Below are 23,367 nucleotides of genomic sequence, written 5' to 3'. Positions count from 1 at the left end.
ACGTCGCTAGGCTCGGTCGACACGGCCCGGATGTCCGCATCGGGTGCCGCCCATTCCGCCGACCTGAGGAGCCCGCCATGTCCAACCGCACCTACCGCGTCACCGAGATCGTCGGCACCTCACCCGACGGCATCGACCAGGGCTGTCCGCAACGGCATCGAGCGCGCCAGCAAGACGCTGCGACACATTGACTGGTTCGAGATCACCCGGGTCCGGGGCCGGGCCAAGGACGGCCGGGTCGAGCACTTCCGGGTCGGCCTCAAGGTGGGCTTCCGACTCGAGGACGAGTGACGCAAATTCTGTCCTACCCCCGGGTAATCACTAGCGTCGTGAACCGTGACTGACTCGACGCAAGCCACCCCACGGTCCGTGCTCGTCACCGGCGGCAATCGCGGCATCGGGCGCGCCATCGCCGAGGCGTTCCTCGCCCGGGGCGACAAGGTCGCCGTGACCACCCGCTCGGGCGGAGCGCCCGACGGCGCCCTCGACGTCCGTTGCGACGTCACCGACCCGGCCGCGGTCGAGGCCGCCTTCACCGAGATCGAGGCTGCCCACGGGCCCGTCGAGATCCCGGTGGCCAACGCCGGCATCACCGCCGACACGCTCCTGGTCCGCATGTCCGACGAGGACTGGTCGTCGGTGATCGACACCAACCTCACGGGTTCCTTCCGGCTGGCGAAGCGCGCGGTGTCGAAGATGATGCGCCTGCGCCGCGGCCGGATCATCTTCATCTCCTCGGTGGTGGGCCTGCTCGGGTCCGGCGGGCAGGTCAACTACGCGGCCTCCAAGGCCGGGCTCGTCGGGATGGCGCGCTCGATCGCCCGCGAGTACGGCTCGCGGGGATCACCGCCAACGTCGTCTCGCCGGGCTTCGTCGAGACCGACATGACCGACGTGCTGACCGATGAGCAGAAGCAGCAGATCAAGGCGCAGGTGCCGCTCGGGCGCTACGCATCGACGACCGAGGTCGCCTCGGCCGTGACCCGGCTGGCGTCGGACGGCGCGGCCTACGTGACAGGAGCCGTCATCCCGGTTGACGGCGGACTCGGAATGGGGCATTGACATGGGCATTCTCGACGGCAAGCGCATCCTCGTGGCGGGCGTGACGATGGACTCCTCCATCGGTTTCGCCACCGCCAAGGTCGCCCGGGGAGCAGGGCGCCACGGTGCTGATCTCCAACTTCGGGCGCGCGCTCGGCATCACCGGGCGCATCGCGAAGCGGCTCCCGCAGGAGGCGCCGGTGCTCGAGCTCGACGTCACCGACGAGGACCACCTCGCCGGTCTCGCCGACCAGTGCGCGAGCACGTCGACGGCCTCGACGGCGTGGTCCACTCCATCGCCTACGGCAACCCGGAGACCCTGCTCGGTGGCAAGTTCCTCGAAGGGCCCCGGGCCGATGTGGCGCAGGCGGTCCAGTGTCGGCGTACAGCCTGAAGTCCCCGGCCGTCGCGACGCGACCGCTGCTCTCCGAGGGCGGTTCGATCGTGGGGCTGACCTTCGACGCGACGGTCGCGTGGCCGGCCTACGACTGGATGGGCGTGGCCAAGGCGGGCCTCGAGTCGACCTCCCGCTACCTCGCCCGGGACCTCGGGCCCAGTGGCATCCGCTGCAACCTCGTGTCGGCGGGTCCGCTCAAGACGCTGGCCGCCAAGGCGATCCCCGGCTTCGAGGACCTCGAGTCCGCGTGGAAGGACCGCGCACCGCTCGGCTGGGACGAGAGCAACCACGAGCCCACGGCCAAGGCCGTGTGCGCGCTGCTCAGCGACTTCTTCCCGGCCACCACCGGCGAGATCGTGCACGTCGACGGCGGCTTCCACGCGATGGGTCTGTGACCCACTACGTTTTCGTCGTGACCTCTCTCGTCGAGCTACGTGTCCCGGAAGGCCCCAACCTCTACTTCCCGCGCGCGGCCATCAAGCTGACGCTCGACATCGGCACGATCGCGGACGCCTCCGACGAGACGGTCCTGCGCTTCGCCCGGCGCATCGGCTTGCGCACCACCCGCCCCGGCGCCCCCGGGAGCGGCTTCCGGCAGCGGTTCGCGATGCGTGCCGTCGAACGGCTGGTGCGAGCCATCGCGAGTGAGTCCGGGACGTCGAGGCTGGCCGTCAGGGTGCGTCCCACCTCTGACGCCAACCAGCTCGTCGTCGCCTTCCCCGGCGCAACCGCGGTCGCGCCGAGGCGCTGGGCCACGCTGTGGCACACGCGCTGGATGCTTTGCCGACGCCCGACATCGAGGGCGCGGTGAGCGCAGCCGCCGAGCAGGTCGCCGCCGCCGAGCCGGGCGCCCGGCCGACCACGATCACGCCCAAGGTGCCGGTGGTCGCGGTGACCGGCACCAACGGGAAGACCACGACCAGCCGGATGATCGCGCACATCGCGCGGGGACGGCTTGCTCGTCGGCTGGTCCAACACCGACGGCATCTACATCGACGGGGAGGTCGTCGAGGCCGGTGACTACTCCGGCCCCAGCGGCGCCGGGCGGGTGCTCGCCCACCCACAGGTGCAGCTCGCCGTCACCGAGACCGCCCGCGGCGGCATCCTCCTCAAGGGCATCGGCCTCACCCGCAACGACGTCTCGGTCGTCACCAACGTGACGGCCGACCACCTGGGCCTGCAGGGCATCGACACCGTCGACCAGCTGGCCGAGGTCAAGTCGGTGGTCCCGCGGATCACCCGCAAGGAGGGCTGGGCCGTCCTCAACGGCGACGACCCCCGTGTGCTCGCGATGACGTCGATCATCAAGGCCCAGCCGTGGGTCTTCTCCCGCGACCCCGACTCGCCCGCGATCCGCGACGTCATGAACGCCGGCGGCCGCGCCACGACGGTGATCGACGGCTGGATCACCGTGCTGCGGCCCGGCTCCGACCCGCTCCCGCTGGTGGAGCTGGTCGACGTGCCGATGACGCTGGCCGGCCTGAGCAGGTTCAACATCGAGAACGCCCTCGCCGCGGCGTCCGCCGCCCTCGCGATCGGCATTTCCGCCGAGACGGTCGTCGCCGGTCTGCGGACCTTCCTGCCCGACGCCGAGCACAATCCCGGTCGGATGAACTTCTTCTCCCTGCCGGGCGAGGTCACCGTCGTGATGGACCCGGCACACAACGAGGCCGGGCTGGAGGCCCTCCCGGAGATCATGGAGGGCGTACGCCGAAGCGATGCCCGCCTCCTGCTCGGGCTCGGCGCCGTCGGAGACCGCACGGACGAGCTCATCGACGCCCCGGGCGAGATCGGTGCCAAGGGCAGCGACGTGGTCGCCATCGGCCACAAGGAGCGCTACCTCCGCAACCGCACCATGGACGAGATCGACGTCCTGCTGCGTGCGGGTGCCGCCCGGGTCGGGGTCACCGACATCGAGACCTACGAGACCGAGGTCGAGTGCCCGGCCGCCCTCGTGGCGCAGGCTCGCGCCGGCGACGTGGTCGGGCTGATGTGCCATGCCGAGCGCGAGGCGGCGTACGCCTGGATCGGTGAGCACGGCGGCACCGCCGACGGGCCCGACGAGCTGTCGGCGAAGGTGCGCTCGGCGCAGCGATCATGAGCGTGGTGCGCGGGCGGGTGCGGGCCGCGCAGGCAAGCCCGTCACATGTCAGGGGTTGCAACACCTGACACGTGCGGGAGTCCCCGGATATCCGGGGACTCCACCACCTGTCAGGGAACTCCGACCAGACCGATCAGGTGTCCCCACGGTCGATCTGCTCGCCCGGGGCGCCGATGTCGAGGTCGCCCTCGACGATCATCGCCGTCAAGCCGGTCGGCGAGCGGGTCTCGTGTGCCTCGCCCGGCTCCCAGACGGCGGCCTCACCGGCGCCGATGGTGCGGACCTCGCAATCGTGTCCCGCTACCTCGGCGGAACCCGAGAGCACCACGAGCAGCTGACGCCCGGCGGCCGGGTGGCGCCCGATCACCCCGCCGGGTGCGAGGGTGACCGCGACGAGGTGCGCATCCGCACAGATGCCGAACGCGCCGACCGAGAAGCTCTTGGAGCCGTGCGCATCGATGGGTCGTCGAGGCAGGTCGCGGAGGGACAGGATGCGCAACTCAGGAGTCCGAGGGTGCCGTGTAGTCGGGGTCGGCGGCTGGGACGTCGTCGCTGAAGCCGGAGGCGCCCGCCGGGCCTGCGAAGACCAGTTCTCCAGCTCGCTCATGACCTCGCCGTGCTTGTCGACGCACACCACGACGAGGTCGCCGCGGTTGGCGCGGTTCATCGCGCGGCGAACGGCTTTGATCTCGTCCGTGATCACCTCGACCTGCTTGCACCTGCTGCCGGCCTCCATGGCCTCGCGCACACCCTCGGCGACGAGGGCCGACGTGTTGCCCCTCTTGCGGCCTCGCAGCTGCACGTCCTCACGCACCACGAGTACGTCGAAGTGCTGGGCTGCGATCTGACCGAGCTCGCGCATGTCCCGGTCACGGCGGTCGCCCGCCGTCGCGATCACCCCGATCCGCGAGGGCCGGGCGAGCTCGTGCGCCGACTCCAGGGGACTCGCCCACGCGGTCGACGAAGTCGCCGAGGGCCTTCATGCCGGGCGCGTTGTGGCAGTAGTCGACGATGACGGTGACGCCGTTGACCTCGATCTCGTTGAGGCGGCCCGGGGAGAGGTAGTAGTTCGTCGAGAACGTGCGCAGGCCCTGCCGGATGTCGTGCAGGGGAGCCCCCGCGGCGAAGGCGGCGGCCGCGGCGGCGAGCGAGTTCTGGACGTTCATCCGAGCCTTGCCGCCGAACGTGGCGGGAAGCAGGTGCGTCCAGGCGAGCTGCATCTCGCGACGTCCGTGCTTGACCACGATCATCTCGCCGCGCTCGGACGGGTTCAGCACCAGCGCCTTGCCGCCGCGACGGCAGTGCGCGTCGATCAGGTCGCGGGACTCGCTGCCGGGCTCCTCCATGGAGAACCACACGACCCGGCCCGAGCACTTGCGTCGCATCTCGCGCACCAGCGGGTCGTCGGCGTTGAGCACCGCGTGGCCGTCGCGGGGGACGGCCTCGACGAGGACGGCCTTGACGTCGGCGAGCTGCTCGATCGTGTCGATGCCGCGCAGCCCCGGGTGGTCGGGCTGGACGTTGAGCACGACGGCGACGTCGTTGCGCTCGTAGCCGAGGCCCTCGCGCAGGATGCCGCCGCGGGCGACCTCGAAGACGGCCGTGTCGACGCGCGGGTTCTGCAGCACCATCCGGGCAGAACGGGGACCGGACGCGTCAGCGCGGATCACCGGGCGCTCGTCGATCACGACGCCGTCGGTCGAGGTCATGCCGACCTTGCGGCCCATGCCCTTGAAGATGTGGCTGATCATCCGGCTGGTGGTGGTCTTCCCGTTGGTGCCGGTGACCGCGATGATCGGGATCCGCGAGGTCGCGCCGGGCGGGAAGAGCATGTCCACCACGGGCTTGGCGATGAACTGCGGCTCACCGATCGTCGGGTGCGTGTGCATCCGGAAGCCGGGCGCCGCGTTGACCTCGCAGATCGCGCCGCCGGTCTCGCGCACCGGCTCCGTGATGTCGGGGCAGATGAAGTCGATGCCGGCGATGTCGAGCCCGACCATCCGGGCGGCCTCCTCGGCGATCTCGACGTTCTCCGGGTGCGCCTCGAGGGTGCGGTCGATGGAGATTCCGCCGGTCGACATGTTGCCGGTCAGGGCGAGCTTGACCATCTCGCCCTCGCCCGGCACCGACTGCAGGGAGTGCCCCCGGCCCTCGAGCACCTCGAGGGCGGCCGCGTCGACCTTGATCCGGGTCAACACCTTCTCGTGCCCCACACCGCGACGCGGGTCGGCGTTGGTCAGGTCGACGAGCTGCTCGACGGTCGAGGTGCCGTCGCCGGTGACGCTCGCCGGCACCCGCTCCCGCGATCGCGACCATCCGGCCGTCGATGATCAGGCAGCGGTAGTCCTTGCCGGTGACCATCGTCTCGACGATCACCACACCGCGACGCGACTGCTCCTCCGCGATGGGGAAGGCGTTGCGCACCTCCTCCTCGTTCTGGAGGTTGAGGCACACCCCGCGGCCGTGGTTGCCGTCGAGCGGCTTGATCACGACCGGATATCCGATCCGCTCGGCGACTGGACGGCGCCGTCCGACGTACGGATCGAACCCTGCTTGGGGACCGGGAGCCCGGCGGCGCCGAGCAGCTTGGTGGTGAGGTCCTTGTCGGAGGCGATGTCGACGGCGATCGAGCTGGTCTCGCTGGTCATGGTGGCGCGGATGCGCTTGGCGTGGACGCCCCGGCCGAGCTGGACGAGGGAGGCCCGGTTGAGACGGATCCACGGGATGTCGCGGGAGACGGCCTCGTCCACGATCGCCTGCGTCGACGGGCCGAAGGCGGTGCGCTCGGCGCGCCGGATGAAGGCGTCGCGCTCAGTCTCCCACTCGAAGTCGGGGTCGCCCTCGACGAGGTGGTTGACCAGCCGGATCGCGAGCTTGCCGGCCTCGATGCCGACCTGCTCGTCGACGTAGCCGTAGATGATGTTGTAGACGCCCTTCTGGCCCTTGACCATCCGGGTCTTGCCGCGCCGGATGTCGTGGCCGACAACCTGCTGCAGGGCGAGGGCGACGTGCTCGGCGACGTGGCCCAGCCGAGTGCCCTCGTTGAGGCGCTCGACGAATCCGCCGCGGCGCCCGCGCGAGCAGGAGTGCTCGCGCAACCCGGGCAGCATGGCGATCAGCTCGTCGGTGAAGCCGGGCAGCGTGTTGGTGGGGAACTCCTCGAGCGAGCCCGGGTCGACGACGAGATGGATGGACTTCTCGTAGGACCACACGTTGGCGCCGCGGTAGACCCGCGTCTCGAGGATGCTCAGGTCGGGCGTCGGGCGCTCAGTCATTCAGTTCTCTCCATCACTTGCGGGGGTGGGTGATGCGGTCACACGGCGCCGGTTGCGGGCGAGCCGCCGGCGCAGGTTGGTGGGGAGACGTCGCCGGCGGCGATGTCGTGGGCCAGCTGGCGCAGGTCGCGCCCGGCTTCGGCGATCTCGGCCGCCTCCGTGTCGTCGACCTCGTGCGGCAGTGGCACCGGGGTCCGGGTGGTCAGGTCGTACGCCGCACCGGCCGGCAGCACATGCAGCATCACGCCGCTCGCGAGCAGCGGGGCGGAGCGACGCGCCTCGTGCGCGTTGGTCACCATGCGGGCCGGGTCGAAGATCGTCACCGAGCCCTTGCCGGTGACCCGCAGGACTTCGTGGTCGCCGATGTGCTCGACGACCGCGGCGGTGTCCTCGTCGACGCCGATCCCGAGCAGCTGCGGGCTCTGCGACACGATCATCAGCAGTCGGCCGTAGCGGTTGCGCTGGTCGAAGTGCTGGTCGATCACGGACGAGGCGAGGAGTCCGAGGCCGGCGGCGACCTGCGTCATCCGCTGTTTCCGGGGTCGCCCCGCCGACGCCGAAGGCGACCATGTGCGACGACTGGATGCTCGCTCCGGCCGAGGTGCCGGCCACGACGGCACCGCGTTCGTGGGCGTCGAGGATCGCCTCGCCGAAGGGGGTTCCGCAGATGACGCCCGACAGCTTGAGCTGGTTGCCACCGGTCATGAAGATGCCGGTCGCGTTGTCGAGCAGCTCGACCAGGGCCGGGGTCGTGGGCGGCGTCGCGCGATTCGGGGCGGGCGGTGACGACCTCCGCCGCGCCGAGCTTGGTGAAGAGCGCCTCGTAGACCTCGTGGATCTCCGGGCCCAGCGACGAAGCGGTGGGAATCACGACGATGCGCGCCTCGTGCCCGCCGCTGGCCACGACGAAGTCCTTGAGGATGGCGCGCTTGCGGAGCTTGTCCTCGGCGCCGCCGATGATCATCAGTGGTCCGCGGGTCGGGGCAGGGGGAAGCACTGAGGACATGGCACGCAGGCTAGCGCGACGACGGCCCGTCCCGGACGCGCATCGGGAGGGTGACAGAGTTTGGCCCGGGCTGGGAGAGTTGCCCGGTGCCAGCACTCGTTTCCCCGACCGACGGTCGTCTCCTCGTCGTGATGCGCCACGCCGGGGCCGAGTCCCGGGGTGAGAGCGACCGAGACCGACGCCTCACCGAGCAGGGTCTCGCCGACACGGCCGCGGCCGGTCGCTGGCTGGCCGAGCAGGGCTTCGTCCCCGACCGGGCGCTGGTGTCCAGCGCCACCCGCACCCGTGGAGACGTGGGCCGCACTGTCAGGCGCCGCCGGTTGGGACCTCGAGCCGACGCTGGACGACGGGTTCTACTCCGCGGGCCCGGACACAGCGCTCGACCTGATCCGGGCCACGCCCACGCAGGCCCGGTCGTTGGTGGTCATCGGGCACAACCCGACAGTCGCCTATCTCGCCCAGATGCTCGACGACGGCGAGGGCGACCCGACGGCCAGCGCCGACATGGCCGGCGGCTACCCCACCTGCGCCATCACCGCGCTGCGCTTCGACGGTGACTGGTCCGACCTCGACATGGCCTCGGCGTCCGTCGCAGCGTTCCACGTGGGGCGCGCCTGATCGCCGCCGAGCTCGCCAGCCGGCTGCGGGAAGCGGGTTGCGTGTTCGCCGAGGAGGAGGCCGCGCTCCTGCTGGACAGCGGCGCCTCCGACCTCGAGGCGCTCATCGCCCGACGAGTTGCCGGCGAGCCCCTCGAGACGGTCCTCGGCTGGGTGCTGTTCGCGGGCCGTCGACTGGTGGTCCGCCCGGGCGTGTTCGTCCCACGTCGCCGTACGGAGCTGCTGGCCCGCATCGCCCGGGACCGCTGCGGTCCCGACTCCGTCCTGCTCGAGCTCTGCTGCGGCGTCGGGCCGGTCGGGGCCTGCGTCGTCGCGGGTGAGGTCCACCTCGCCGACCCGGACCCGGCCGCCTTGTCGTGTGCGCGCACCAACGTCCCGCACGGCCACACCCATCTGTCCGACCTGTACGCCGCACTGCCGGTCGACCTCCGGGGCTGCGTCGACGTCGTGGCTGCCAACGCCCCCCTACGTGCCGACCGACCACATCGCGCTGATGCCGCCGGAGGCCCGCGAGCACGAGCAGCGGATGGCCCTCGACGGCGGCGCCGACGGGGTCGAGCTGCACCGCCGGATCGCGGCAGGGGCACCCGAGTGGCTCGCCCCCGGCGGGGTGCTGCTGATCGAGACGTCGCCCACGCAGGCGCGTTTGACGGCGGCGGCGATGCGCGACGCCGGGCTGGTGACCGACGTGCTGGTCGACCACGACATCGACGGTTGCGTGGTGCGTGGCCTCAGACCGGGGGAGCGGGCGTGACGTAGCCGACCTCGGCGTCGGCCAGCTCGATCTCCTCACGGGTGATCCCGAGGAGATACATGATCGTGTCGAGGTAGGGCACGTTGACCGACGCGTCGGCAGCGTCGCGCACGACGGCCTTCGCGTTGTAGGCGATGCCGAGCCCGGCCGCGTTGAGCATGTCGAGGTCGTTGGCTCCGTCGCCGATCGCGATGGTGGCCGCGTCGGAGACGCCGATGTCGGCGGCGAACTCGTGCAGCGCGCGGGCCTTCGCGGCGCGGTCGATCACGTCGCCGATGACGCGTCCGGTCAGAAGCCCGTCGACGATCTCGAGCTCGTTGGCGCGCGAGTAGTGGATGCCGAGGTCGGCCGCGAGCCGGTCGGTGATCTGGCTGAAGCCGCCCGACACGATGGCGAAGCGGTAGCCCGGAGCGGCGCAGGATGCGTACCAGCGTGCGGGCGCCGGGCGCCGGGTTGATCGCCTCGTAGACCTCGTCGAGGGCCGAGGCCGGCACGCCCTTCAGCAGTGCGACCCGCGCCCGCAACGACTCCTCGAAGTCGAGCTCGCCGGCCATCGCCCGGTGGGTGATGTCGGCCACCTCGGCCTCGCAGCCGGCGTGCGCGGCGATCATCTCGATCACCTCGCCCCGGATCAGCGTGGAGTCGACGTCCATCACGATCAGCCGCATGGACCGGCGCAGCAGGTTCGCAGGTTGTACGGCGATGTCGACACCCCGGTGCGCAGCCTCGGCCGCCAGCAGCGGGCGCAGGATCTCGGGCTCGACACCGGAGATCGCCGGGTCGATCGCGGTGACCGGGTAGCGCGCCATGCGCTCGATCCGGTCGATGTTGGCACCGGAGTCGGCGATCCGGCCGGCGATCGCGGACATCGCCGACGCCTTCAGCGGCGCACCGATGATCGTCACGTGCGAGCGACCGACGCGACGGGGCTTGTTGTCACCCCCGGCCGCGCTCGACCTCGACCTGCATGCCGAGCCCTTCGGCGGTCTGCTCGATGGCGAGCCGCAGCTTCTTCCAGTCGCGGGGAGCGGTCACCGGGACGCCGAGGACGAGCCGGCGCCGGAGCACGATCTGCTCGATGTCGAGCACCTCGACGCCCGCGGCGGCGAACGTCGAGAACATCGCCGACGTGACACCGGGGCGGTCCTTGCCGGTGATCGTGATCAGGAGGGTCTTCGGGATCTCTTCGATGTCGCTCATGTCGGCACAGAGCCTATGGGCCCGAGCGACTCATGTCGGCACTCGTCCAGACTCGACGGCCCCTCCGGTCAGACGGCCTTGCCCGGCAGGACTCGCTTGGACACCGGGGCGACGACGTCCCGGTAGCGGGACCCGGTGAGGCGGGCGAAGTGGTGCAGGACGTGCGCGTCGAGGCCGACCAGCACCCTCGCCCGGTTCCGCAGGATGCCCTTGACGATGATCTCTGCCGCCTTCTCCGGCGACATGGAGGCCAGCCGCTGGTCGAAGAAGGCCGACGTCGCCTCCTTGTCCTCGGCGTCGGAGACGCGGGCGTTGCGGGCGATGGCGGTCTTGATCCCGCCCGGGTGCACGGACGTGACGCCGACGCGGTGGCCGGCGACGAGCATCTCCTCGCGCACGGCCTCGGTCAGACCGCGTACGGCGTACTTGGTGGCGTTGTAGGCGCTCTGGCTGGGCATCGAGACGAGCCCGAACAGGGACGAGATGTTGACGACGTGGCCGTCACCGGAGGCGATCAGGTAGGGCAGGAACTCCTTGGTGCCGTGGACGACGCCCCAGAAGTTGATCCCGACGATCCAGTCCATGTCCTCGTAGGAGAGGTCTGCCGGGTCGCCTGAGAGCGCGACGCCCGCGTTGTTGATGACCACGTTGACGCGGCCGAACTGGTCGTCGACGTCGATCGCGTAGGCCGCAAACGCCTCGCGGTCCGCGACGTCGAGGCGCCCTGGAGTGCACCGGGTGGCGCCGGCCTGCTTGGCGAGCCTGACCGTTGCGGCCAGCCCGTGGGCATCGACGTCGGAGAGGGCGAGGTGTGCACCCCGACGCGCGATGTCCACGGCCGGGGCACGGCCGATGCCGGAGGCCGCCCCCGTGATCACGACCACCTTGTCGGTGAGGGTCTTCATGCGTTGTTCCTTCTCGAGTCGTGGCTGGCGAGGGCGCGGTCAACGACCTCGTGCAGGGCATCGCTGACGGCCCGCGGGCGTTCGAGGGTGAGCATGTGGCCGGCTCCCTGCTCGACGCGCAGCTCGGCACCCCGGACGTTGTCCGCGATGCGGCGGCCGTGGCGCGGCGGGGTGAGCAGGTCACGGGTGCCGACGAGGACCACGGTCGGGATGTCGTCGTAGGCCGGGAGGAGCTCGGTCCGCTCGTGGGTCATGAAGTCGTTGTAGAAGCCCCACATCGTGGCGGGCGGGCAGTTGATCATCTGGTCGACGACCAGCCCCGTGTCCCGCGGTCTGCGGGGCTCGCCGAACAGGAAGGTGTCGACGAGCCAGCGCTCGAGCAGGGGTGAGTTGCGGCGCTCCGTGCGACTGAGCCGCTTGGCCCGGGTGGTCAGCAGCCGGGGGAGCTGGTGACGGACGATGGGGGCGGTGATCCTCGGCAGGCCCAGCGTCACGGTGTTCAGCCGACCGGACGAGGTCGCGACGAAGACCAGCCCGGCGATCCCGCTCGACAGTGTCGGGACGTTCGGCCGGGAGCGCGCACATGGTCATGCCGCCGATCGAGTGACCGGCGAGCACCGGGGGCCCGCTCGCGGCGAAGGCGTCGATGACGTGGCCGAGGTCGCGCGCGAGGTCGGGGATCGTGCAGGCCGCCGATCGCGCGGAGTCCGAGCGACCGTGGCCGCGGTGGTCCCGGGTGACGATGCGGATGTCGTGGCCGTAGGCGACCAGCAGGTCGTGCACCTGGTAGTGCCAGTCGGACTCGTCGGCGGTCCAGCAGTGTGCCAGCACGACGGTCAGTGGGGCGTCGTCGCGACCGCGCACGGTCGCGTGGAGGCGCAGGCCGTCCCGGGTGTGCACCTCGCGGGTGTGGGCGCTGCTGCGCTCCGGGGACGCGATGCTCATGCGCGCACTCGCTTCGCCCCGGTGAGGGCCTTGGCCGGCTCGGAGTAGACCAGCGCCGGGTCGTCGACCGGGGCGGCGAACACCTTGAGGTCGCGGAAGTAGTTCATCTTCAGCTTCCACGGCTCCTTGGTGCCCCGGGTCGGGAAGTCCTGCACCGCGCGGAGCACGTAGCCCGCGGCGAAGTCCGGGAAGGGCTCCTCGTCGACCTCGGGGTCCCGGCGCGGCACGACGATGCTGGTGCCGGTGCGCTCCATGTGCTCGAGCACCCGCACGACGTACTGGCAGACGAGATCGGCCTTGAGCGTCCGGGAGGCGTTGGTGTAGCCGACGACGAAGGCGAAGTTGGGGATGTCGCTGAGCATCATGCCCTTGAACGCCATCGTGTCCGGCAGGTCGATGTCACGCCCGTCGACGGAGAAGGTCGCGCCGCCGAAGGCCAGCAGGTTGAGACCGGTCGCGGTGACGATGATGTCGGCCTCGACCTCGAGGCCCGACTGCATCCGGATGCCGGTGGGCGTGAAGCGCTCGATGCGGTCGGTGACGACGTCGACCGAGTGCTGGCGCAGCGCCTTGAACAGGTCACCCTGCGGCACGAGGCACAGCCGCTGGTCCCGGGGGTCGTACGGCGGCTTGAAGTGCTCGTCGAACGCGATGTCCTTCGGCAGCTGGCGCTCGAGCAGCTTGCGCAGCAGGAAGCGGGCCTCGCGCGCAGGCGCCCGGCAGAACTCGTAGAAGCCGACGTGCATCGCGAGGTAGCGGGCCCGGACCAGCTTCGAGGCGACCTTGGTGGGCAGGGTGCGCAGCATCCGGTGGGACACGGGATCGGTGGCGGGCTGGCTGATGATGTAGGTCGGCGTGCGCTGCACCAGCGTGACGTGGCCGGCGCCGCTCCCGGCGAGCGCTGGCACCGGGGTCACGGCGGTGGCGCCGGACCCGATCACGGCGATCCGCTGGTCGCGGTGGTCGAGGTCCTCGGGCCAGTGCTGGGGGTGGACGACCCGACCGGTGAAGTCGTCGCGTCCCGGGAAGTCGGGGGTGAAGCCCTCGTCGTAGCGGTAGTAGCCCGAGGTGGACATCAGGAAGTGGCAGGTCATCTCGAACAGCTCGCCGGTGTCGGTGCGCTCCACGGAGACGCTCCACCGGGCCTCGGCGCTGGAGAAGTCGGCCCGCACCAAGCGGTGCCGGAGGCGGATGTTCTCGTCGATGCCGTGCTCGGCTGCGGCCTCGCGCAGGTAGGCCGAGATGTCGGCGCCGTCGGCGATGGCCTTCTTGCCCAGCCACGGCTTCCAGCTGAAGCCCAGCGTGTACATGTCGGAGTCGGAGCGCACCCCGGGATAGCGGAACAGGTCCCGGTGTCCCACCCCGAGCTCTCCCGCATCTCCAGCACGGCGTAGCTGCGCTCGGGGAAGGCCTTGCTCACGTGATAGGCAGCGTCGATGCCGGACAGGCCGGCACCGATCACCGGGACGTCGACGTGCTCGCTCATGGGGTCTCTTCTCTGGAGGGACGGGTGGGGGAGGACGGTGCGGTCACCGGGCCGCGGCGGCCGGGACGAGGCTCTCGACGGGCAGGTCGGGTACGGCGACGCCGCGGCTCGACGCGAGGTCGTCGATCTGGGACCAGGCGGCCTGCGTGAGCACGCCGACGAAGTGGTTGATGTCGGCGCTGGTGTCGGCGACGGAGGTCCAGCGCCGGACGGCCTGCATGCAGCCGCCGATCAGGCCGAAGGCCCACGGGTCGAGGACCTCCTTGTCGCGGTCGGTCAGCTCGCCGCCCGGGGTCGTCATCAGCACGACGATGACGCCCTCGACGGCCTTCGCCACCTGCGCGATCGTCTCCTCGAGCGGTCTCTCGGTGGAGCCGGTCACGTCGCGCCTCGACGAAGCGGAGCAGGGACGGGTGGGTCACGGCCCACTGCGTGTAGGTGGAGATGATCCGGTGCGCGATCTCGCGCGGAGTCCCGTCGAGGGTGATGGCGCCCAGCACCTCGCCGCCGACGCGCGCACAGATCTCGCGCTGGACGGCGACCTCCGTGTCGGCTCGGTCCTCGAAGTAGCGGTAGAGGGCCGAGCGGTTGATGCCGGTGCGGTCGGCGATCTGGGCGATCCGGACCTCTTGACCCGGGCACGACTCGTCGATGACCTGCAACGCAGCCTCGAGCACCAGCTGGCGTCGCTCCTCGTTGTGGCCGCGCCAGCGGACTGGCGGCCGTCTCCTGCGGACGCCTCAGATCGGACCGGCGTCACGTCAGCACCCTGTCGAGCAGTCGACGAGAGGCGAGGGGTCGCGACGCTCGTGCCTGCTCCTCGGGGTCGGTGACCTTGAGCCGTGGCCGGCCGACCGGGGCGCCCCGGGCCAGCTCCTCCGCCTCGAGCCGCCGCCAGCCGTCGAGTCCGGTGACGTCGGGCCGGTGCCGCCGCACGAACGCGCTCGTCGACTCCGGCGCGGGAGCCGGGTCGGGTAGTCCCGCGTCGAGGTCGTCCAGCAGGCTGTTGACGGTCTCCCCGGGCGCACGTCTTGTTGGTGCCGATGAAGCCGACGGGGCCGCGCTTGATCCAGCCGACGACGTAGAGCCCGGGCTCGACCCGCCCGGCGTCGTGCTGCACGGTCGAGGTGGCACTGTCGAAGGGCAGGCCCGGCACCGGTTGGCCCCGGTGGCCGATCGAGCGGATGACGAGTCCGGCGTCGAGCGTCGACTCCTCCCCGGTCGCCCGCGCGTGGACCCGGCCGTCCGGGCCGGTGAGGACCTCGTTGCGCACCGGGCGCACGCCGGTGACCCGCCCGTCCTCACCGAGGATCTCCACGGGTGACGCCGCGAAGCGCAGCACGATGCGGCGTCGGGTGGGGTCGGACGACGGGGGCCGGGACGCGATCTCGGCGAGGAGCCGGCTGCGCTGGTCGGGCCCGCCCGAGGAGCCGGGGTCCGTCTCCACCAGCACGTCGATGTCCTCGAGCCCGGAGAGGCCGATCAGCTCGGGGACGGTGAAGGCCGACTCGGCCGGTCCGCGGCGACCCAGCACGACGACCTCGCGGACCGCGCTGGAGCGCAGCTGGTCGAGCGGTCCGGGGGCGACGTCGGTCGCGGCCAGCCGCTCGGGGGTCACGGGTCAGCATCCGGGCGACGTCGAGGGCGACATTGCCGTTGCCGACGACGATCGCGCGCTCGTGGCTGAGCGGCACGTCGAGTCCACGCTGGTCGGGGTGACCGTTGTACCAACCGACGACGTCGGTCGCCGCGAGCGATCCGGGCAGCTGCTCGCCCGGGATGTCGAGTCGGCGGTCGGACGACGCACCCACGGCGTGGACCACCGCGTGGTAGCGGCTGCGCAGGTCGGCCGGGGGTCACGTCGGTCCCGACGTCCACGCCCGAGAAGTAGCGGAAGCCCGGCTGCTCCTCGATGGCCGCGAAGAGCTCGGTCACCCGCTTGGTGGAGGCGTGGTCGGGGGCCACGCCGTGCCGGACGAGACCGTGCATGGCGTCCGCAACCGCTCGTAGACGTCGACCGCCTCGACCTCGGGGTGCTTGAGCAGCTCGTCGGCGGTGTAGAGGCCGGCCGGGCCGGCCCCCACCACGGCGACGCGGGAACGGACCCCGTGACCGGAGTCGCCGCTGCTCGGGCACGGTCGCGATCGGTGTGCGGTCGCGGTGCGGGAAGGTGTCGTAGTAGTCGGCGTTCAGGGCCGGGAACGGCTGCTGGGCGGCCGTCAGCTTCGTGTCCGGGACGATCGCCCCGACCGGGCAGGCCGTGACGCAGGCGCCGCAGCCGACGCAGGAGTCGGCATCGACGTACAACATCTCCGCCTCGGCGAAGCCGGGCTCGCCGGGCGCGGGATGGATGCAGTTGACCGGGCAGGCGACGACGCAGGAGGCGTCCGCGCAGCAGGACTGCGTGATGACGTAGGGCATCGGTCAGCTCGCCGCCGAGTGGGGCTCGCTACGGAAGCGAGACGGGCGACCACCGATGCCGAGGAGGCTCCAGACCCGGCGCGACACCGGGTTCATCAGGCCGAGCTCGTCGGCCAGCATCCGGACGTCGCCGAAGGTGTCGCGCAGCAGCTTGCGGGAGTGCTCGCCGTCCCACCAGATCTCCTTGATCACCTCGGCGGGGATGTCGAGGTCGCGCTGCATCTGCCGGCTGGGCTTCATGATCACGTCGCACAGCACCCGCATGATCACCGGCATCAGCACCGACAGCACGGCGCGCTGGGGGATCGAGTAGTCCTTCGAGCGCTCGGTCAGGTAGGAGTGCGCGAAGCCGATGTGGCGGGCCTCCTCGGCGACGTGGATCTGCATGACCCGGGTGACCATCGGGTGCATGTCCTCGCCGGAGCGCAGGATGGACTTCTGCAGGTGGTCGATGGGCTCCTCGCCGGCGAGCACCCCCATGAAGAAGATGTTGGGCAGCGGACCGGCCGCGAGGGCCAGCAGCGGGGCGACGGCGCGGAACCAGCGGGGACCACCCGGGACGTCCTGCCCGATGCGGTTGACCATCTCCCGGAACATCTGCGTGTGGTGGCACTCCTCGGTCGCCTCGTGGGTCGAGTAGCGGAACTCCGCGGAGCCGTTGGGCAGGGTCATCGCGTGGTTCATCAGCCCGCTGATGAGGAGCTGCTCGAACTGGAGGCCGACCTTGGCGATGTTGGCCTGGCGGTACATCCCGATCTGGATCTGCCGCTCGAGCGGCAGCGAGCGATACCACTCGGTGCCGCCGAGCGAGTCGGCCCGCGGCATCACCCAGCGGACGTCGGTCGGGTCGACGGCGAAGTCCGGGTCGTCCCGGGCGATGTCGACGAACGCGTCGAAGTGCTGGTTGACGGAGGCGACGGAGAGATGGTTCAGCAGCTCGTCGTAGGTCAGCTGCTCGGTCTGCGCGGTCATGGACGTGCTCCCTTGATCATCTGTGACACCGTGTCGCAGACAAGTTACTGTGACAGCACGTCACAGGCAAGGGTTTGTGCCGAGGAGTTTTTCTCCTAGCGAGACGGGTCGTCCGGCCACACCTCCGGCGAGCACGCCGCGACGAGCGCGCGCCGCGCCGCGCGCTCGAGCGGTCGCAGGGCACCACTGCGGGCTTCGATCTCTGTACGCCGACACGGCACCGCCGTCGTCCTCGAGCGCCAGCTCCGTGATGGCCCAGCCCCGGAGCCCGCGCGCCGCGAGGTCGGCGCAGCGCGCCGGCGTCCCGAGCGGGGCCTCGATGCTCGGGCGGTGGGCGAGGTTCATCAGCTGGTCGGCCACCTCGGGCCGCCAGCGCGCGACGTCGAGGTCGGCGAGCAGGGTGGCTGAGTCGAGCAGTGCCGCGCGCAGCATCCGATCGGCCTCGCCGACGTCGGGCAGCTGCCGCGGCGCGGCCCGGTGCACGTGCCAGTGGCACACCTCGCCCACCACCGCGGGCACCACGGCCCAGTGCCCGATGACGACGGCCTCGCCCGAGTCGATGGCGGCGTCGTTGAGCTGGCGTGGCCCGCCGAGCCCGAGCAGATCACCCTCCACGGGCAGCGCCAGCCCCGCTCCGGTGGCGCCGGAACGTCGCGCCTCCGGGGAGGAGGTCGAGCATCGCCGTACCCCCCGAGAGACCGGTCACCACGTGCGCGAGGTCGCCGTCGGTGACGGCGTCGAGCACGTGGTCGGTGACTTCGGCGCCGCGCAGCCGGGCGGTCAGCCACCGAGCGAGGCGGGCCGAGAGCGGGAGTTCGAGGGACACGGCCGGGGACAATACGCGCAGTCCGGGCGCTGGATAGGGTGAGTCGCATGACCGCCGTGATCGAGTTCGCCGACCTCACGGTTCGCCGCAGTGGCGCCACGCTGCTCGACGAGGTCAACTGGGCCGTCGAGGAGGACGAGCGTTGGGTGATCCTTGGACCCAACGGCGCAGGCAAGACCACGCTGCTGCAGGTGGCGGCCGCGCAGATGCATCCGTCCTCGGGGGTCGCGGGCATCCCGGGCGAGGTGCTCGGCACGACCGACGTCTTCGACCTGCGACCGCGCATCGGCCTCACCAGCGCCGCGCTGGCCGACCTGATCCGTGCGCAGCGAGCTGGTCAAGGACGTGGTCGTCTCCGCGTCCTACGGCATCCTCGGCCGGTGGCGCGAGGTCTATGACGACCTCGACCACGATCGTGCGGCGTCGCTGCTCACCGAGGTCGGTGCCTCGCACCTGAGCGAGCGCGCGTTCGGCACCCTCAGCGAGGGGGAGCGCAAGCGCGTCCAGATCGCGCGCGCCCTGATGACCGACCCCGAGATGTTGCTGCTCGACGAGCCGGCCGCGGGCCTCGACCTCGGTGGTCGCGAGGACCTCGTCTCCACCCTGTCCGTGATCGCGCTCGACCCGGACTCGCCCGCGACCGTGCTGGTCTCGCACCACGTCGAGGAGATCCCGCCCGGGTTCACGCACGCGCTGCTGCTGCGTGAAGGGCGCGTCGTCGCGTCGGGTCCGCTCGAGCGTGTCGTCACGGCCGAGACGCTGTCGGAGACCTTCGGCATGCCGATGCTGCTGACCCGGGAGGACGGCCGGTTCGCGGCCCGGCGACGCCCCCGGCACATGGCTGTCTGAGCGTGCGGGGCCACCGGATAGGGTCGGTTCATGGAGTGGCTTCGTGATCACGCGTGGGAGACCTGGCTCGGTCTGACGATCGTCCCGGGCGTGGCCGAGATGTTCAGCCTCGACCTGATCCTGATCATGCTCGCGGCCGGTGCGCTCGTCGGCATGATCACCGCGGTCATCGGGCTGCCGATCGCCCTCCGTGTCCCGGCCGCGGCCGCCGCGTCGCTGGCGGCGATCGCGATGGTGCGCCCGACCATGGTCAAGCGTCTTCACCACGGTCCCGAGCTGTCCCTCGGCCACGGCAAGCTGGTCGGCAAGCAGGGCACGGTCACCGAGGAGGTATCGAGCCCGGCCGCCGGCCGGATCAAGCTCGCCGGCGAGTTCTGGACCGCCGAGCCCTACGACGAGACCACCACGATCGCTGCCGGCGAGACCGTCGAGGTGCTGGAGATCCGCGGAGCCACCGCCATCGTCCACCCGGTCGCCCGACTCGAGTCCTGAACCACCCGACACCTCCCGAAGGAGACGTCCATGGAGATCGCCCTCATCCTGTTGGCGCTGCTGGTCCTGTTCGTGATCGTCGTGCTCGCCAAGACGGTGCGCATCGTGCCGCAGGCCCGAGCCGGGATCGTCGAGCGGTTCGGCAAGTACAAGGGCACGCTGCCCGCCGGCCTGAACATCCTGATGCCGTTCATCGACCGGCTTCGCTACCTCATCGACCTGCGCGAGCAGGTCGTGTCGTTCCCGCTGCAGCCCGTCATCACCGAGGACAACCTCGTCGTCTCGATCGACACGGTCATCTACTTCCGAGTCACCGACCCGGTCGCCGCGACCTACGAGATCGCCAACTACATCCGGGCCATCGAGCAGCTCACCATGACGACCCTGCGCAACATCGTCGGTGGGATGGACCTCGAGGAGACGCTGACCAGCCGCGACCAGATCAACTCCGGACTGCGTGGCGTGCTCGACGAGGCCACCGGCAAGTGGGGCATCCGCGTCAACCGTGTCGAGCTCAAGGGCATCGACCCGCCGCCCTCCATCAAGGACTCGATGGAGAAGCAGATGCGCGCCGACCGCGAGAAGCGCGCCGTGATCCTCACGGCCGAGGGTTCGCGCCGGGCGGCCATCCTCACCGCAGAGGGCTCCAAGCAGTCGCAGATCCTCAACGCCGAGGGTGATCGTGAGTCGCAGATCCTGCGTGCCCAGGGCCGACCGCGAGGCCTCGATCCTGCGTGCCCGGGGGTGAGGGTCAGGCCATCCAGACCGTCTTCCGGGCGATCCACGACGGCCAGCCCGACCAGTCGCTGCTGGCCTACCAGTACCTCCAGATGATGCCGAAGATCGCCGAGGGCAGCGCCAACAAGGTGTGGGTGATCCCCTCCGAGATCACCGGGGCGCTCGAGGGCCTCGGCTCCTCCATCCACGAGATCGCCGGTATCCCGCAGGACGCCACGCCGCGCACCCGCGTCGACATGGGCCCGACCGAGCCGCAGCTGCCGCAGTCGTCGGGCGCGGGCTCCACCAACAAGGCCGTCGAGGAAGCCATCAAGGCGGCCGAGTCGGCGAGCCGGACGCCGACGGCCGCTCCCGTGGCGCCGCCGGTCGAGCCTCCCACTGCTCAGGAGCCCCCCTCGGAGTGAGCCCGCTCGAAGCCGTGCTGATCGCCCTCGCGGGAGTGGCGGCCGGCACCATCAACACCGTGGTGGGGTCGGGGACGTTGATCACCTTCCCGACCCTGCTGGCGTTCGGCGTGCCGCCCGTGACCGCCAACGTCTCCAACTCGATCGGCCTCGTGCCCGGCTCGGTGACCGGCGCCCCGGGCTACCGCCGCGAGCTGGTCGGCCAGCGCAGCCGGGTCCTGCACCTCGCGAGCGCCTCGGCGGGCGGCGGCCTGCTCGGCGGCCTGCTGCTGCTCTGGCAGCCCGGTGCCTTCGAGATGATCGTGCCCGCCCTGATCCTGCTCGGGCTGGTGCTCGTCATTGCCGGTCCCCGGACTCTCCGCACGGGTCGCGCGCCGGCACGAGGCGACCGGCGGCCTCCCGGCCCGCGGGGCCCGGTGGGTGTGGCCGCTGATGTTCGCGTGCGGGGTGTACGGCGGCTACTTCGGCGCCGCGCAGGGCGTGCTGATGATGGCCATCATGGGGATCGGCATCGACGAGACCCTGCAGCGGCTGAACGGGCTGAAGAATGTCCCGGCCGTGCTCGTCAACGGCGTCTCCGGGGTGCTCTTCGCGTTGGTCGCCGACGTCGACTGGCTGATCGTGGTGCTCATCGGCGGTGGCGCGATCGTCGGCGGAGTGCTCGGCGCCTCGATCGGTCGGCGGCTGCCGGCCGCTGTGTTGCGCGGCTTCATCGTGGTCGTCGGGGTCGCCGCCCTGATCACCCTGCTGACCTGATCAGGCCGGCTTCTCGACGTACGCCGTGAGCCAGCGATCGATCTCGGCGTAGACGCGGACGCGCACCTCCGGACGGGACAGCACGACGTCGTGGCGGGCGCCGTCGATGCCGATGCTGGTGACGTGGGAGCCGAGCGACGAGGCCCAGCGCCGGATCTGCTGGACGTCCGGGACGATGTCGTTGGTGTGGACGTCCTCGCCCATCTCCTTGGGATAGACCGTGCGCCCCGACGAGAGCACCAGCGTGGGGGCCTTGATGTCCAGCCCGCGATGGATCTGCCCGTGGCCGCGCCTGATCGCGCGCAACCAGCCGGCGTAGACGGGGTAGGACTCGAGTGGCTTCCACTCGAAGTTGTAGTCGAACTCGCCCTCGTGGTCGCGGTGCAGCGAGCGTCCGTAGAACGTGTTGACCGTGCGCGGGATCAGCCGATGCGGCTGTCGCGCGCCGAGCTGGTTGAGGGCCGCCGCGGCCGCCGGGTTGCGCAGCCGGGCCGATCCCTGCATGTCGAGCCGGGGCGCGTTGAGGAACATCGCCGACAGCTCCGGCGGGCGTCGCTCGTCGAGCCACAGCGGCAGCGTGAGACCGCCGGTCGAGTGCGCGGTCGCCACCACGCTGGTGTGCCCGTCCCGTTCGGTGATCCGCTGCCGGGCCGCGTCGAGCTCGGGGAAGTAGTCCGCCGGGTCCTCGACGAAGTTGGGGGTCTGGTGCTCGCGCAGGGAACGGCCGTACTTGCGCAGGTCGATGGCATAGAACGTGTAGCCACGAGCGGTCCACCACTCGGCGTACTCACGGTGGAAGAAGTAGTCGGCGAAGCCGTGCACGTGCAGCACGGCCTTCCCCGCCCGCTTGCGGGTGGGCTTGCGGACCAACGTCGCCACGACCGGGCCCTCACCGTCATCGGGCAGCTCGATGTTCTCGACCACGTAGGGGCGGCCCAGCACGTCTGTCCTGAAGGCGTCCGGCATGCGTCGAACGCTAGCCTAGGAGCGGGAGTACAGCTCGCGGATCACGTCTTCGATGTCGGGCTCCCGGATCGAGAGGTCCGCGAGGTCGTAGGCCGCCGCGATCGCGCCGACGATGGGAGCGGCGCTGGCGTCGGCCGGGAACGAGAGCCACTGTCGCGGCCCCTCCACCCGGCGCACGGTGGCGCCCGGGACCACGATGGGCGACGTCTCGTCGACGAGGTCGACCACGAGGGTGCGGGTGGAGCCGCCCTGCTCGTGCAAACCCGCGAGCGGGCCGTCGAAGACCGCCGTGCCGTGGTCGATCACGATGACCCGGTCGCACAACGCCTCGATGTCCTGCAGGTCGTGGGTGGTCAGCACCGTGGGGTGGTGCCGCGCTCGGCGTTCAGCGCTCGTAGGAACTCCCGCAGCCGGCCCTTGCTGATCACGTCGAGCCCGATGGTCGGCTCGTCGAGGTAGAGGATCTCCGGGTCGTGGAGCAGCGCGGCGGTGATGTCGCCGCGCATGCGCTGCCCGAGGGAGAGCTGGCGCACAGGCGTGTCCAGCTGGTCGCCGAGGTCGAGCAGCTCGACGAAGCGGTCGAGATTCTCGGCGTACCTCAATGTGGGTATGCGATAGATCTTCTGCAGCAGCTCGAACGAGTCGCGCAGCGGCAGGTCCCACCACAGCGTCGTGCGCTGGCCGAAGACGACACCGATGCGCTTGGCCAGCTCGACGCGGTTGCGCTGCGGCTCGAGGCCGGCGACGCGCAGCTCACCGCGCGTCGGCACCCGGGATCCCGGTCAGCATCTTGATCGTCGTGGACTTCCCGGCACCGTTGGGCCCGATGTAGCCCACCATCTCGCCCGCGGCCACATCGAACGTCAGGTCGCGCACGGCGCGGACGTGCTCGCGCACCTTGCGCCGGCGCCCGTCCACACGGCGCCGTACGACGAAATCGCGCTCCGGGTTGCGGACGGAGATCAACGCATCGGCGGTCGCAGGCACGCGGCCATCATGTCCGATGCGCCGGCGACGCGAGACCCGGCGGGGCGCCGAGGGGATATCCCCAAAATGGGGCTACTTGTGAATCGGGTGCTCGGACATCGTTTGGGTATCAGGCCGGAAGGGTCTGTCACAGATGACTCACCGGCGTGCTCCGTCGGGAGAGGGGAGCCCCGGATGCGATCCACCGCACCATCGCGAACGAGAAACACGCTGGCGCTACTTGCCGGAAC

General features: G+C 70.8%; 26 protein-coding genes and 8 pseudogenes. 12 read left to right on the top strand and 22 right to left on the bottom strand.

Annotated features, from left to right (window positions below):
* Window positions 1–30: 30 nt before the first annotated feature.
* From LP418_RS26765 to LP418_RS26740, 6 genes and pseudogenes are all read left to right on the top strand, one after another.
* Window positions 31–291: a dodecin family protein gene (locus tag LP418_RS26765; RefSeq protein ID WP_257954342.1), complete on the top strand. Its 261-nt coding sequence runs from the start codon at window positions 31–33 to the stop codon at window positions 289–291.
* A 45-nt stretch (window positions 292–336) separates the two neighbouring features.
* Window positions 337–1,061, top strand: a pseudogene (gene fabG, locus LP418_RS26760) (3-oxoacyl-ACP reductase FabG).
* Window position 1,062: 1 nt separating this feature from the next.
* Window positions 1,063–1,832, top strand: a pseudogene (gene fabI, locus LP418_RS26755) (enoyl-ACP reductase FabI).
* Between the two features lie 17 nt (window positions 1,833–1,849).
* A complete protein-coding gene (locus LP418_RS26750; protein ID WP_257954341.1) occupies window positions 1,850–2,248 on the top strand; it encodes a hypothetical protein in 399 nt (132 codons plus the stop codon).
* Window positions 2,245–2,457 (top strand): Mur ligase family protein, encoded by a 213-nt coding sequence (locus LP418_RS26745; protein ID WP_257954340.1) that lies wholly within the window; start codon window positions 2,245–2,247, stop codon window positions 2,455–2,457. The genes LP418_RS26750 and LP418_RS26745 overlap by 4 nt, the downstream gene beginning before the upstream one ends.
* Window positions 2,393–3,538, top strand: coding sequence for a Mur ligase family protein (locus LP418_RS26740; protein ID WP_257954339.1), 1,146 nt, complete (start codon window positions 2,393–2,395; stop codon window positions 3,536–3,538). The genes LP418_RS26745 and LP418_RS26740 overlap by 65 nt, the downstream gene beginning before the upstream one ends.
* Window positions 3,539–3,671: 133 nt before the next feature.
* Here LP418_RS26740 and LP418_RS26735 read toward each other — a convergent pair whose 3' ends face one another.
* The 5 genes and pseudogenes from LP418_RS26735 to LP418_RS26715 all read right to left on the bottom strand — a co-directional run.
* Window positions 3,672–4,478: a cupin domain-containing protein gene (locus LP418_RS26735; RefSeq protein WP_442940330.1), complete on the bottom strand. Its 807-nt coding sequence runs from the start codon at window positions 4,476–4,478 to the stop codon at window positions 3,672–3,674.
* Window positions 4,408–5,832 carry a Mur ligase family protein gene (locus tag LP418_RS26730; RefSeq protein ID WP_257954337.1) on the bottom strand — a complete coding sequence of 475 codons (1,425 nt, stop codon included), beginning with the start codon at window positions 5,830–5,832 and terminating at the stop codon, window positions 4,408–4,410. Before LP418_RS26730 ends, LP418_RS26735 begins: the two co-directional genes overlap by 71 nt.
* Before the next feature lie 192 nt (window positions 5,833–6,024).
* Window positions 6,025–6,813, bottom strand: a complete 789-nt coding sequence (locus LP418_RS26725; protein WP_257954336.1) for a cyanophycin synthetase family protein — start codon at window positions 6,811–6,813, stop codon at window positions 6,025–6,027.
* Window positions 6,814–6,851: 38 nt separating this feature from the next.
* Window positions 6,852–7,340 carry a cyanophycinase gene (locus LP418_RS26720; RefSeq protein WP_257957285.1) on the bottom strand — a complete coding sequence of 163 codons (489 nt, stop codon included), beginning with the start codon at window positions 7,338–7,340 and terminating at the stop codon, window positions 6,852–6,854.
* Between the two features lie 94 nt (window positions 7,341–7,434).
* Window positions 7,435–7,518 (bottom strand): annotated as a pseudogene (locus LP418_RS26715) (hypothetical protein); the annotation flags it as partial.
* A gap of 586 nt (window positions 7,519–8,104) precedes the next feature.
* On the opposite strand from LP418_RS26715, the gene LP418_RS26710 reads away from it, so the two are divergent.
* Together LP418_RS26710 and LP418_RS26705 are read left to right on the top strand one after the other, a co-directional pair.
* Window positions 8,105–8,437 carry a SixA phosphatase family protein gene (locus LP418_RS26710; RefSeq protein WP_257954335.1) on the top strand — a complete coding sequence of 111 codons (333 nt, stop codon included), beginning with the start codon at window positions 8,105–8,107 and terminating at the stop codon, window positions 8,435–8,437.
* 41 nt (window positions 8,438–8,478) lie between these two features.
* The gene (locus LP418_RS26705; protein ID WP_257954334.1) at window positions 8,479–9,195 is read left to right on the top strand and encodes a hypothetical protein; all 717 of its coding nucleotides are present in this window, start codon (window positions 8,479–8,481) and stop codon (window positions 9,193–9,195) included.
* Between the two features lie 137 nt (window positions 9,196–9,332).
* On the opposite strand, the pseudogene LP418_RS31740 reads toward LP418_RS26705, so the two are convergent.
* The 13 genes and pseudogenes from LP418_RS31740 to LP418_RS26645 form a co-directional block, all read right to left on the bottom strand.
* Window positions 9,333–9,581: pseudogene (locus LP418_RS31740) on the bottom strand (haloacid dehalogenase-like hydrolase); the annotation flags it as partial.
* 82 nt (window positions 9,582–9,663) lie between these two features.
* Window positions 9,664–10,059 (bottom strand): annotated as a pseudogene (locus tag LP418_RS31735) (phosphoserine phosphatase); the annotation flags it as partial.
* A gap of 67 nt (window positions 10,060–10,126) precedes the next feature.
* On the bottom strand, window positions 10,127–10,390 hold the full coding sequence (locus tag LP418_RS31730) for an ACT domain-containing protein (protein ID WP_336275834.1): 264 nt from the start codon (window positions 10,388–10,390) through the stop codon (window positions 10,127–10,129).
* A gap of 68 nt (window positions 10,391–10,458) precedes the next feature.
* Window positions 10,459–11,295 carry an SDR family NAD(P)-dependent oxidoreductase gene (locus tag LP418_RS26695; RefSeq protein WP_257954333.1) on the bottom strand — a complete coding sequence of 279 codons (837 nt, stop codon included), beginning with the start codon at window positions 11,293–11,295 and terminating at the stop codon, window positions 10,459–10,461.
* Window positions 11,292–11,789 carry an alpha/beta fold hydrolase gene (locus LP418_RS26690; protein ID WP_257954332.1) on the bottom strand — a complete coding sequence of 166 codons (498 nt, stop codon included), beginning with the start codon at window positions 11,787–11,789 and terminating at the stop codon, window positions 11,292–11,294. The genes LP418_RS26695 and LP418_RS26690 overlap by 4 nt, the downstream gene beginning before the upstream one ends.
* Window positions 11,790–11,856: 67 nt before the next feature.
* Window positions 11,857–12,240: pseudogene (locus LP418_RS26685) on the bottom strand (alpha/beta fold hydrolase); the annotation flags it as partial.
* Window positions 12,237–13,601 carry a flavin-containing monooxygenase gene (locus tag LP418_RS26680; RefSeq protein ID WP_336275833.1) on the bottom strand — a complete coding sequence of 455 codons (1,365 nt, stop codon included), beginning with the start codon at window positions 13,599–13,601 and terminating at the stop codon, window positions 12,237–12,239. The gene LP418_RS26680 and the pseudogene LP418_RS26685, both read right to left, overlap by 4 nt.
* Before the next feature lie 168 nt (window positions 13,602–13,769).
* Window positions 13,770–14,108, bottom strand: coding sequence for a hypothetical protein (locus LP418_RS26675; RefSeq protein WP_257954331.1), 339 nt, complete (start codon window positions 14,106–14,108; stop codon window positions 13,770–13,772).
* Window positions 14,109–14,144: 36 nt separating this feature from the next.
* Entirely contained in the window at window positions 14,145–15,344 is a 1,200-nt protein-coding gene (locus tag LP418_RS26670; protein WP_257954330.1) for a hypothetical protein, read from the bottom strand.
* On the bottom strand, window positions 15,341–16,147 hold the full coding sequence (locus LP418_RS34805) for a 4Fe-4S binding protein (protein ID WP_442940040.1): 807 nt from the start codon (window positions 16,145–16,147) through the stop codon (window positions 15,341–15,343). Before LP418_RS34805 ends, LP418_RS26670 begins: the two co-directional genes overlap by 4 nt.
* Window positions 16,148–16,150: 3 nt before the next feature.
* The gene (locus LP418_RS26655) at window positions 16,151–17,119 is read right to left on the bottom strand and encodes an AurF N-oxygenase family protein (RefSeq protein ID WP_257954329.1); all 969 of its coding nucleotides are present in this window, start codon (window positions 17,117–17,119) and stop codon (window positions 16,151–16,153) included.
* 60 nt (window positions 17,120–17,179) lie between these two features.
* Entirely contained in the window at window positions 17,180–17,734 is a 555-nt protein-coding gene (locus tag LP418_RS26650; RefSeq protein ID WP_257954328.1) for a hypothetical protein, read from the bottom strand.
* The gene (locus LP418_RS26645; RefSeq protein ID WP_257954327.1) at window positions 17,724–17,945 is read right to left on the bottom strand and encodes a hypothetical protein; all 222 of its coding nucleotides are present in this window, start codon (window positions 17,943–17,945) and stop codon (window positions 17,724–17,726) included. The genes LP418_RS26650 and LP418_RS26645 overlap by 11 nt, the downstream gene beginning before the upstream one ends.
* Before the next feature lie 47 nt (window positions 17,946–17,992).
* Between LP418_RS26645 and LP418_RS26640 the strand changes: the two are divergent.
* The 4 genes and pseudogenes from LP418_RS26640 (at window position 17,993) to LP418_RS34800 (ending at window position 21,213) form a co-directional block, all read left to right on the top strand.
* A pseudogene (locus LP418_RS26640) lies at window positions 17,993–18,794 on the top strand (ABC transporter ATP-binding protein).
* Window positions 18,795–18,824: 30 nt separating this feature from the next.
* The gene (locus LP418_RS26635; protein WP_257954326.1) at window positions 18,825–19,286 is read left to right on the top strand and encodes an NfeD family protein; all 462 of its coding nucleotides are present in this window, start codon (window positions 18,825–18,827) and stop codon (window positions 19,284–19,286) included.
* A 30-nt stretch (window positions 19,287–19,316) separates the two neighbouring features.
* Window positions 19,317–20,428, top strand: a pseudogene (locus LP418_RS26630) (SPFH domain-containing protein).
* Entirely contained in the window at window positions 20,425–21,213 is a 789-nt protein-coding gene (locus LP418_RS34800; RefSeq protein WP_442940037.1) for a sulfite exporter TauE/SafE family protein, read from the top strand. The pseudogene LP418_RS26630 and the gene LP418_RS34800 overlap by 4 nt, the downstream one beginning before the upstream one ends.
* Here the strand turns inward: LP418_RS34800 and LP418_RS26615 are convergent.
* Genes LP418_RS26615 through LP418_RS26600 form a run of 4 tightly spaced genes read right to left on the bottom strand, consistent with a single transcriptional unit; the run spans window position 21,185 to window position 23,137 of the window.
* Window positions 21,185–22,150 carry an alpha/beta hydrolase gene (locus tag LP418_RS26615; protein WP_257954325.1) on the bottom strand — a complete coding sequence of 322 codons (966 nt, stop codon included), beginning with the start codon at window positions 22,148–22,150 and terminating at the stop codon, window positions 21,185–21,187. The two genes, LP418_RS34800 and LP418_RS26615, sit on opposite strands and share 29 nt — an antisense overlap.
* Window positions 22,151–22,165: 15 nt before the next feature.
* On the bottom strand, window positions 22,166–22,510 hold the full coding sequence (locus LP418_RS26610) for a hypothetical protein (RefSeq protein WP_257954324.1): 345 nt from the start codon (window positions 22,508–22,510) through the stop codon (window positions 22,166–22,168).
* Window positions 22,504–22,920, bottom strand: a complete 417-nt coding sequence (locus tag LP418_RS26605) for an ATP-binding cassette domain-containing protein (RefSeq protein WP_257954323.1) — start codon at window positions 22,918–22,920, stop codon at window positions 22,504–22,506. The genes LP418_RS26610 and LP418_RS26605 overlap by 7 nt, the downstream gene beginning before the upstream one ends.
* Window positions 22,904–23,137 carry an ATP-binding cassette domain-containing protein gene (locus LP418_RS26600; protein ID WP_257954322.1) on the bottom strand — a complete coding sequence of 78 codons (234 nt, stop codon included), beginning with the start codon at window positions 23,135–23,137 and terminating at the stop codon, window positions 22,904–22,906. The genes LP418_RS26605 and LP418_RS26600 overlap by 17 nt, the downstream gene beginning before the upstream one ends.
* Window positions 23,138–23,367: the final 230 nt, after the last annotated feature.

The sequence above is a fragment of the Nocardioides sp. B-3 genome, assembly GCF_024703895.1.
In the GTDB taxonomy this organism is placed as follows: Bacteria; Actinomycetota; Actinomycetes; order Propionibacteriales; family Nocardioidaceae; genus Nocardioides.
The sequence above is the reverse complement of the archived record's forward strand: the minus strand, read 5'-3'. Positions and strand labels throughout refer to the sequence as shown.

Excerpts from the sequence above, each read along its gene's own strand:
- LP418_RS26765 (WP_257954342.1), top strand. The coding sequence starts at position 31 with ATGTCCGCATCGGGTGCCGCCCATTCCGCCGACCTGAGGAGCCCGCCA.
- LP418_RS26655 (WP_257954329.1), bottom strand. The coding sequence starts at position 17,119 with ATGACCGCGCAGACCGAGCAGCTGACCTACGACGAGCTGCTGAACCAT.
- LP418_RS26615 (WP_257954325.1), bottom strand. The coding sequence starts at position 22,150 with ATGCCGGACGCCTTCAGGACAGACGTGCTGGGCCGCCCCTACGTGGTC.
- LP418_RS34805 (WP_442940040.1), bottom strand. The coding sequence starts at position 16,147 with ATGCCCTACGTCATCACGCAGTCCTGCTGCGCGGACGCCTCCTGCGTC.
- LP418_RS26695 (WP_257954333.1), bottom strand. The coding sequence starts at position 11,295 with ATGAAGACCCTCACCGACAAGGTGGTCGTGATCACGGGGGCGGCCTCC.
- LP418_RS26635 (WP_257954326.1), top strand. The coding sequence starts at position 18,825 with ATGGAGTGGCTTCGTGATCACGCGTGGGAGACCTGGCTCGGTCTGACG.
- LP418_RS31730 (WP_336275834.1), bottom strand. The coding sequence starts at position 10,390 with ATGAGCGACATCGAAGAGATCCCGAAGACCCTCCTGATCACGATCACC.
- LP418_RS26720 (WP_257957285.1), bottom strand. The coding sequence starts at position 7,340 with ATGACGCAGGTCGCCGCCGGCCTCGGACTCCTCGCCTCGTCCGTGATC.
- LP418_RS26725 (WP_257954336.1), bottom strand. The coding sequence starts at position 6,813 with ATGACTGAGCGCCCGACGCCCGACCTGAGCATCCTCGAGACGCGGGTC.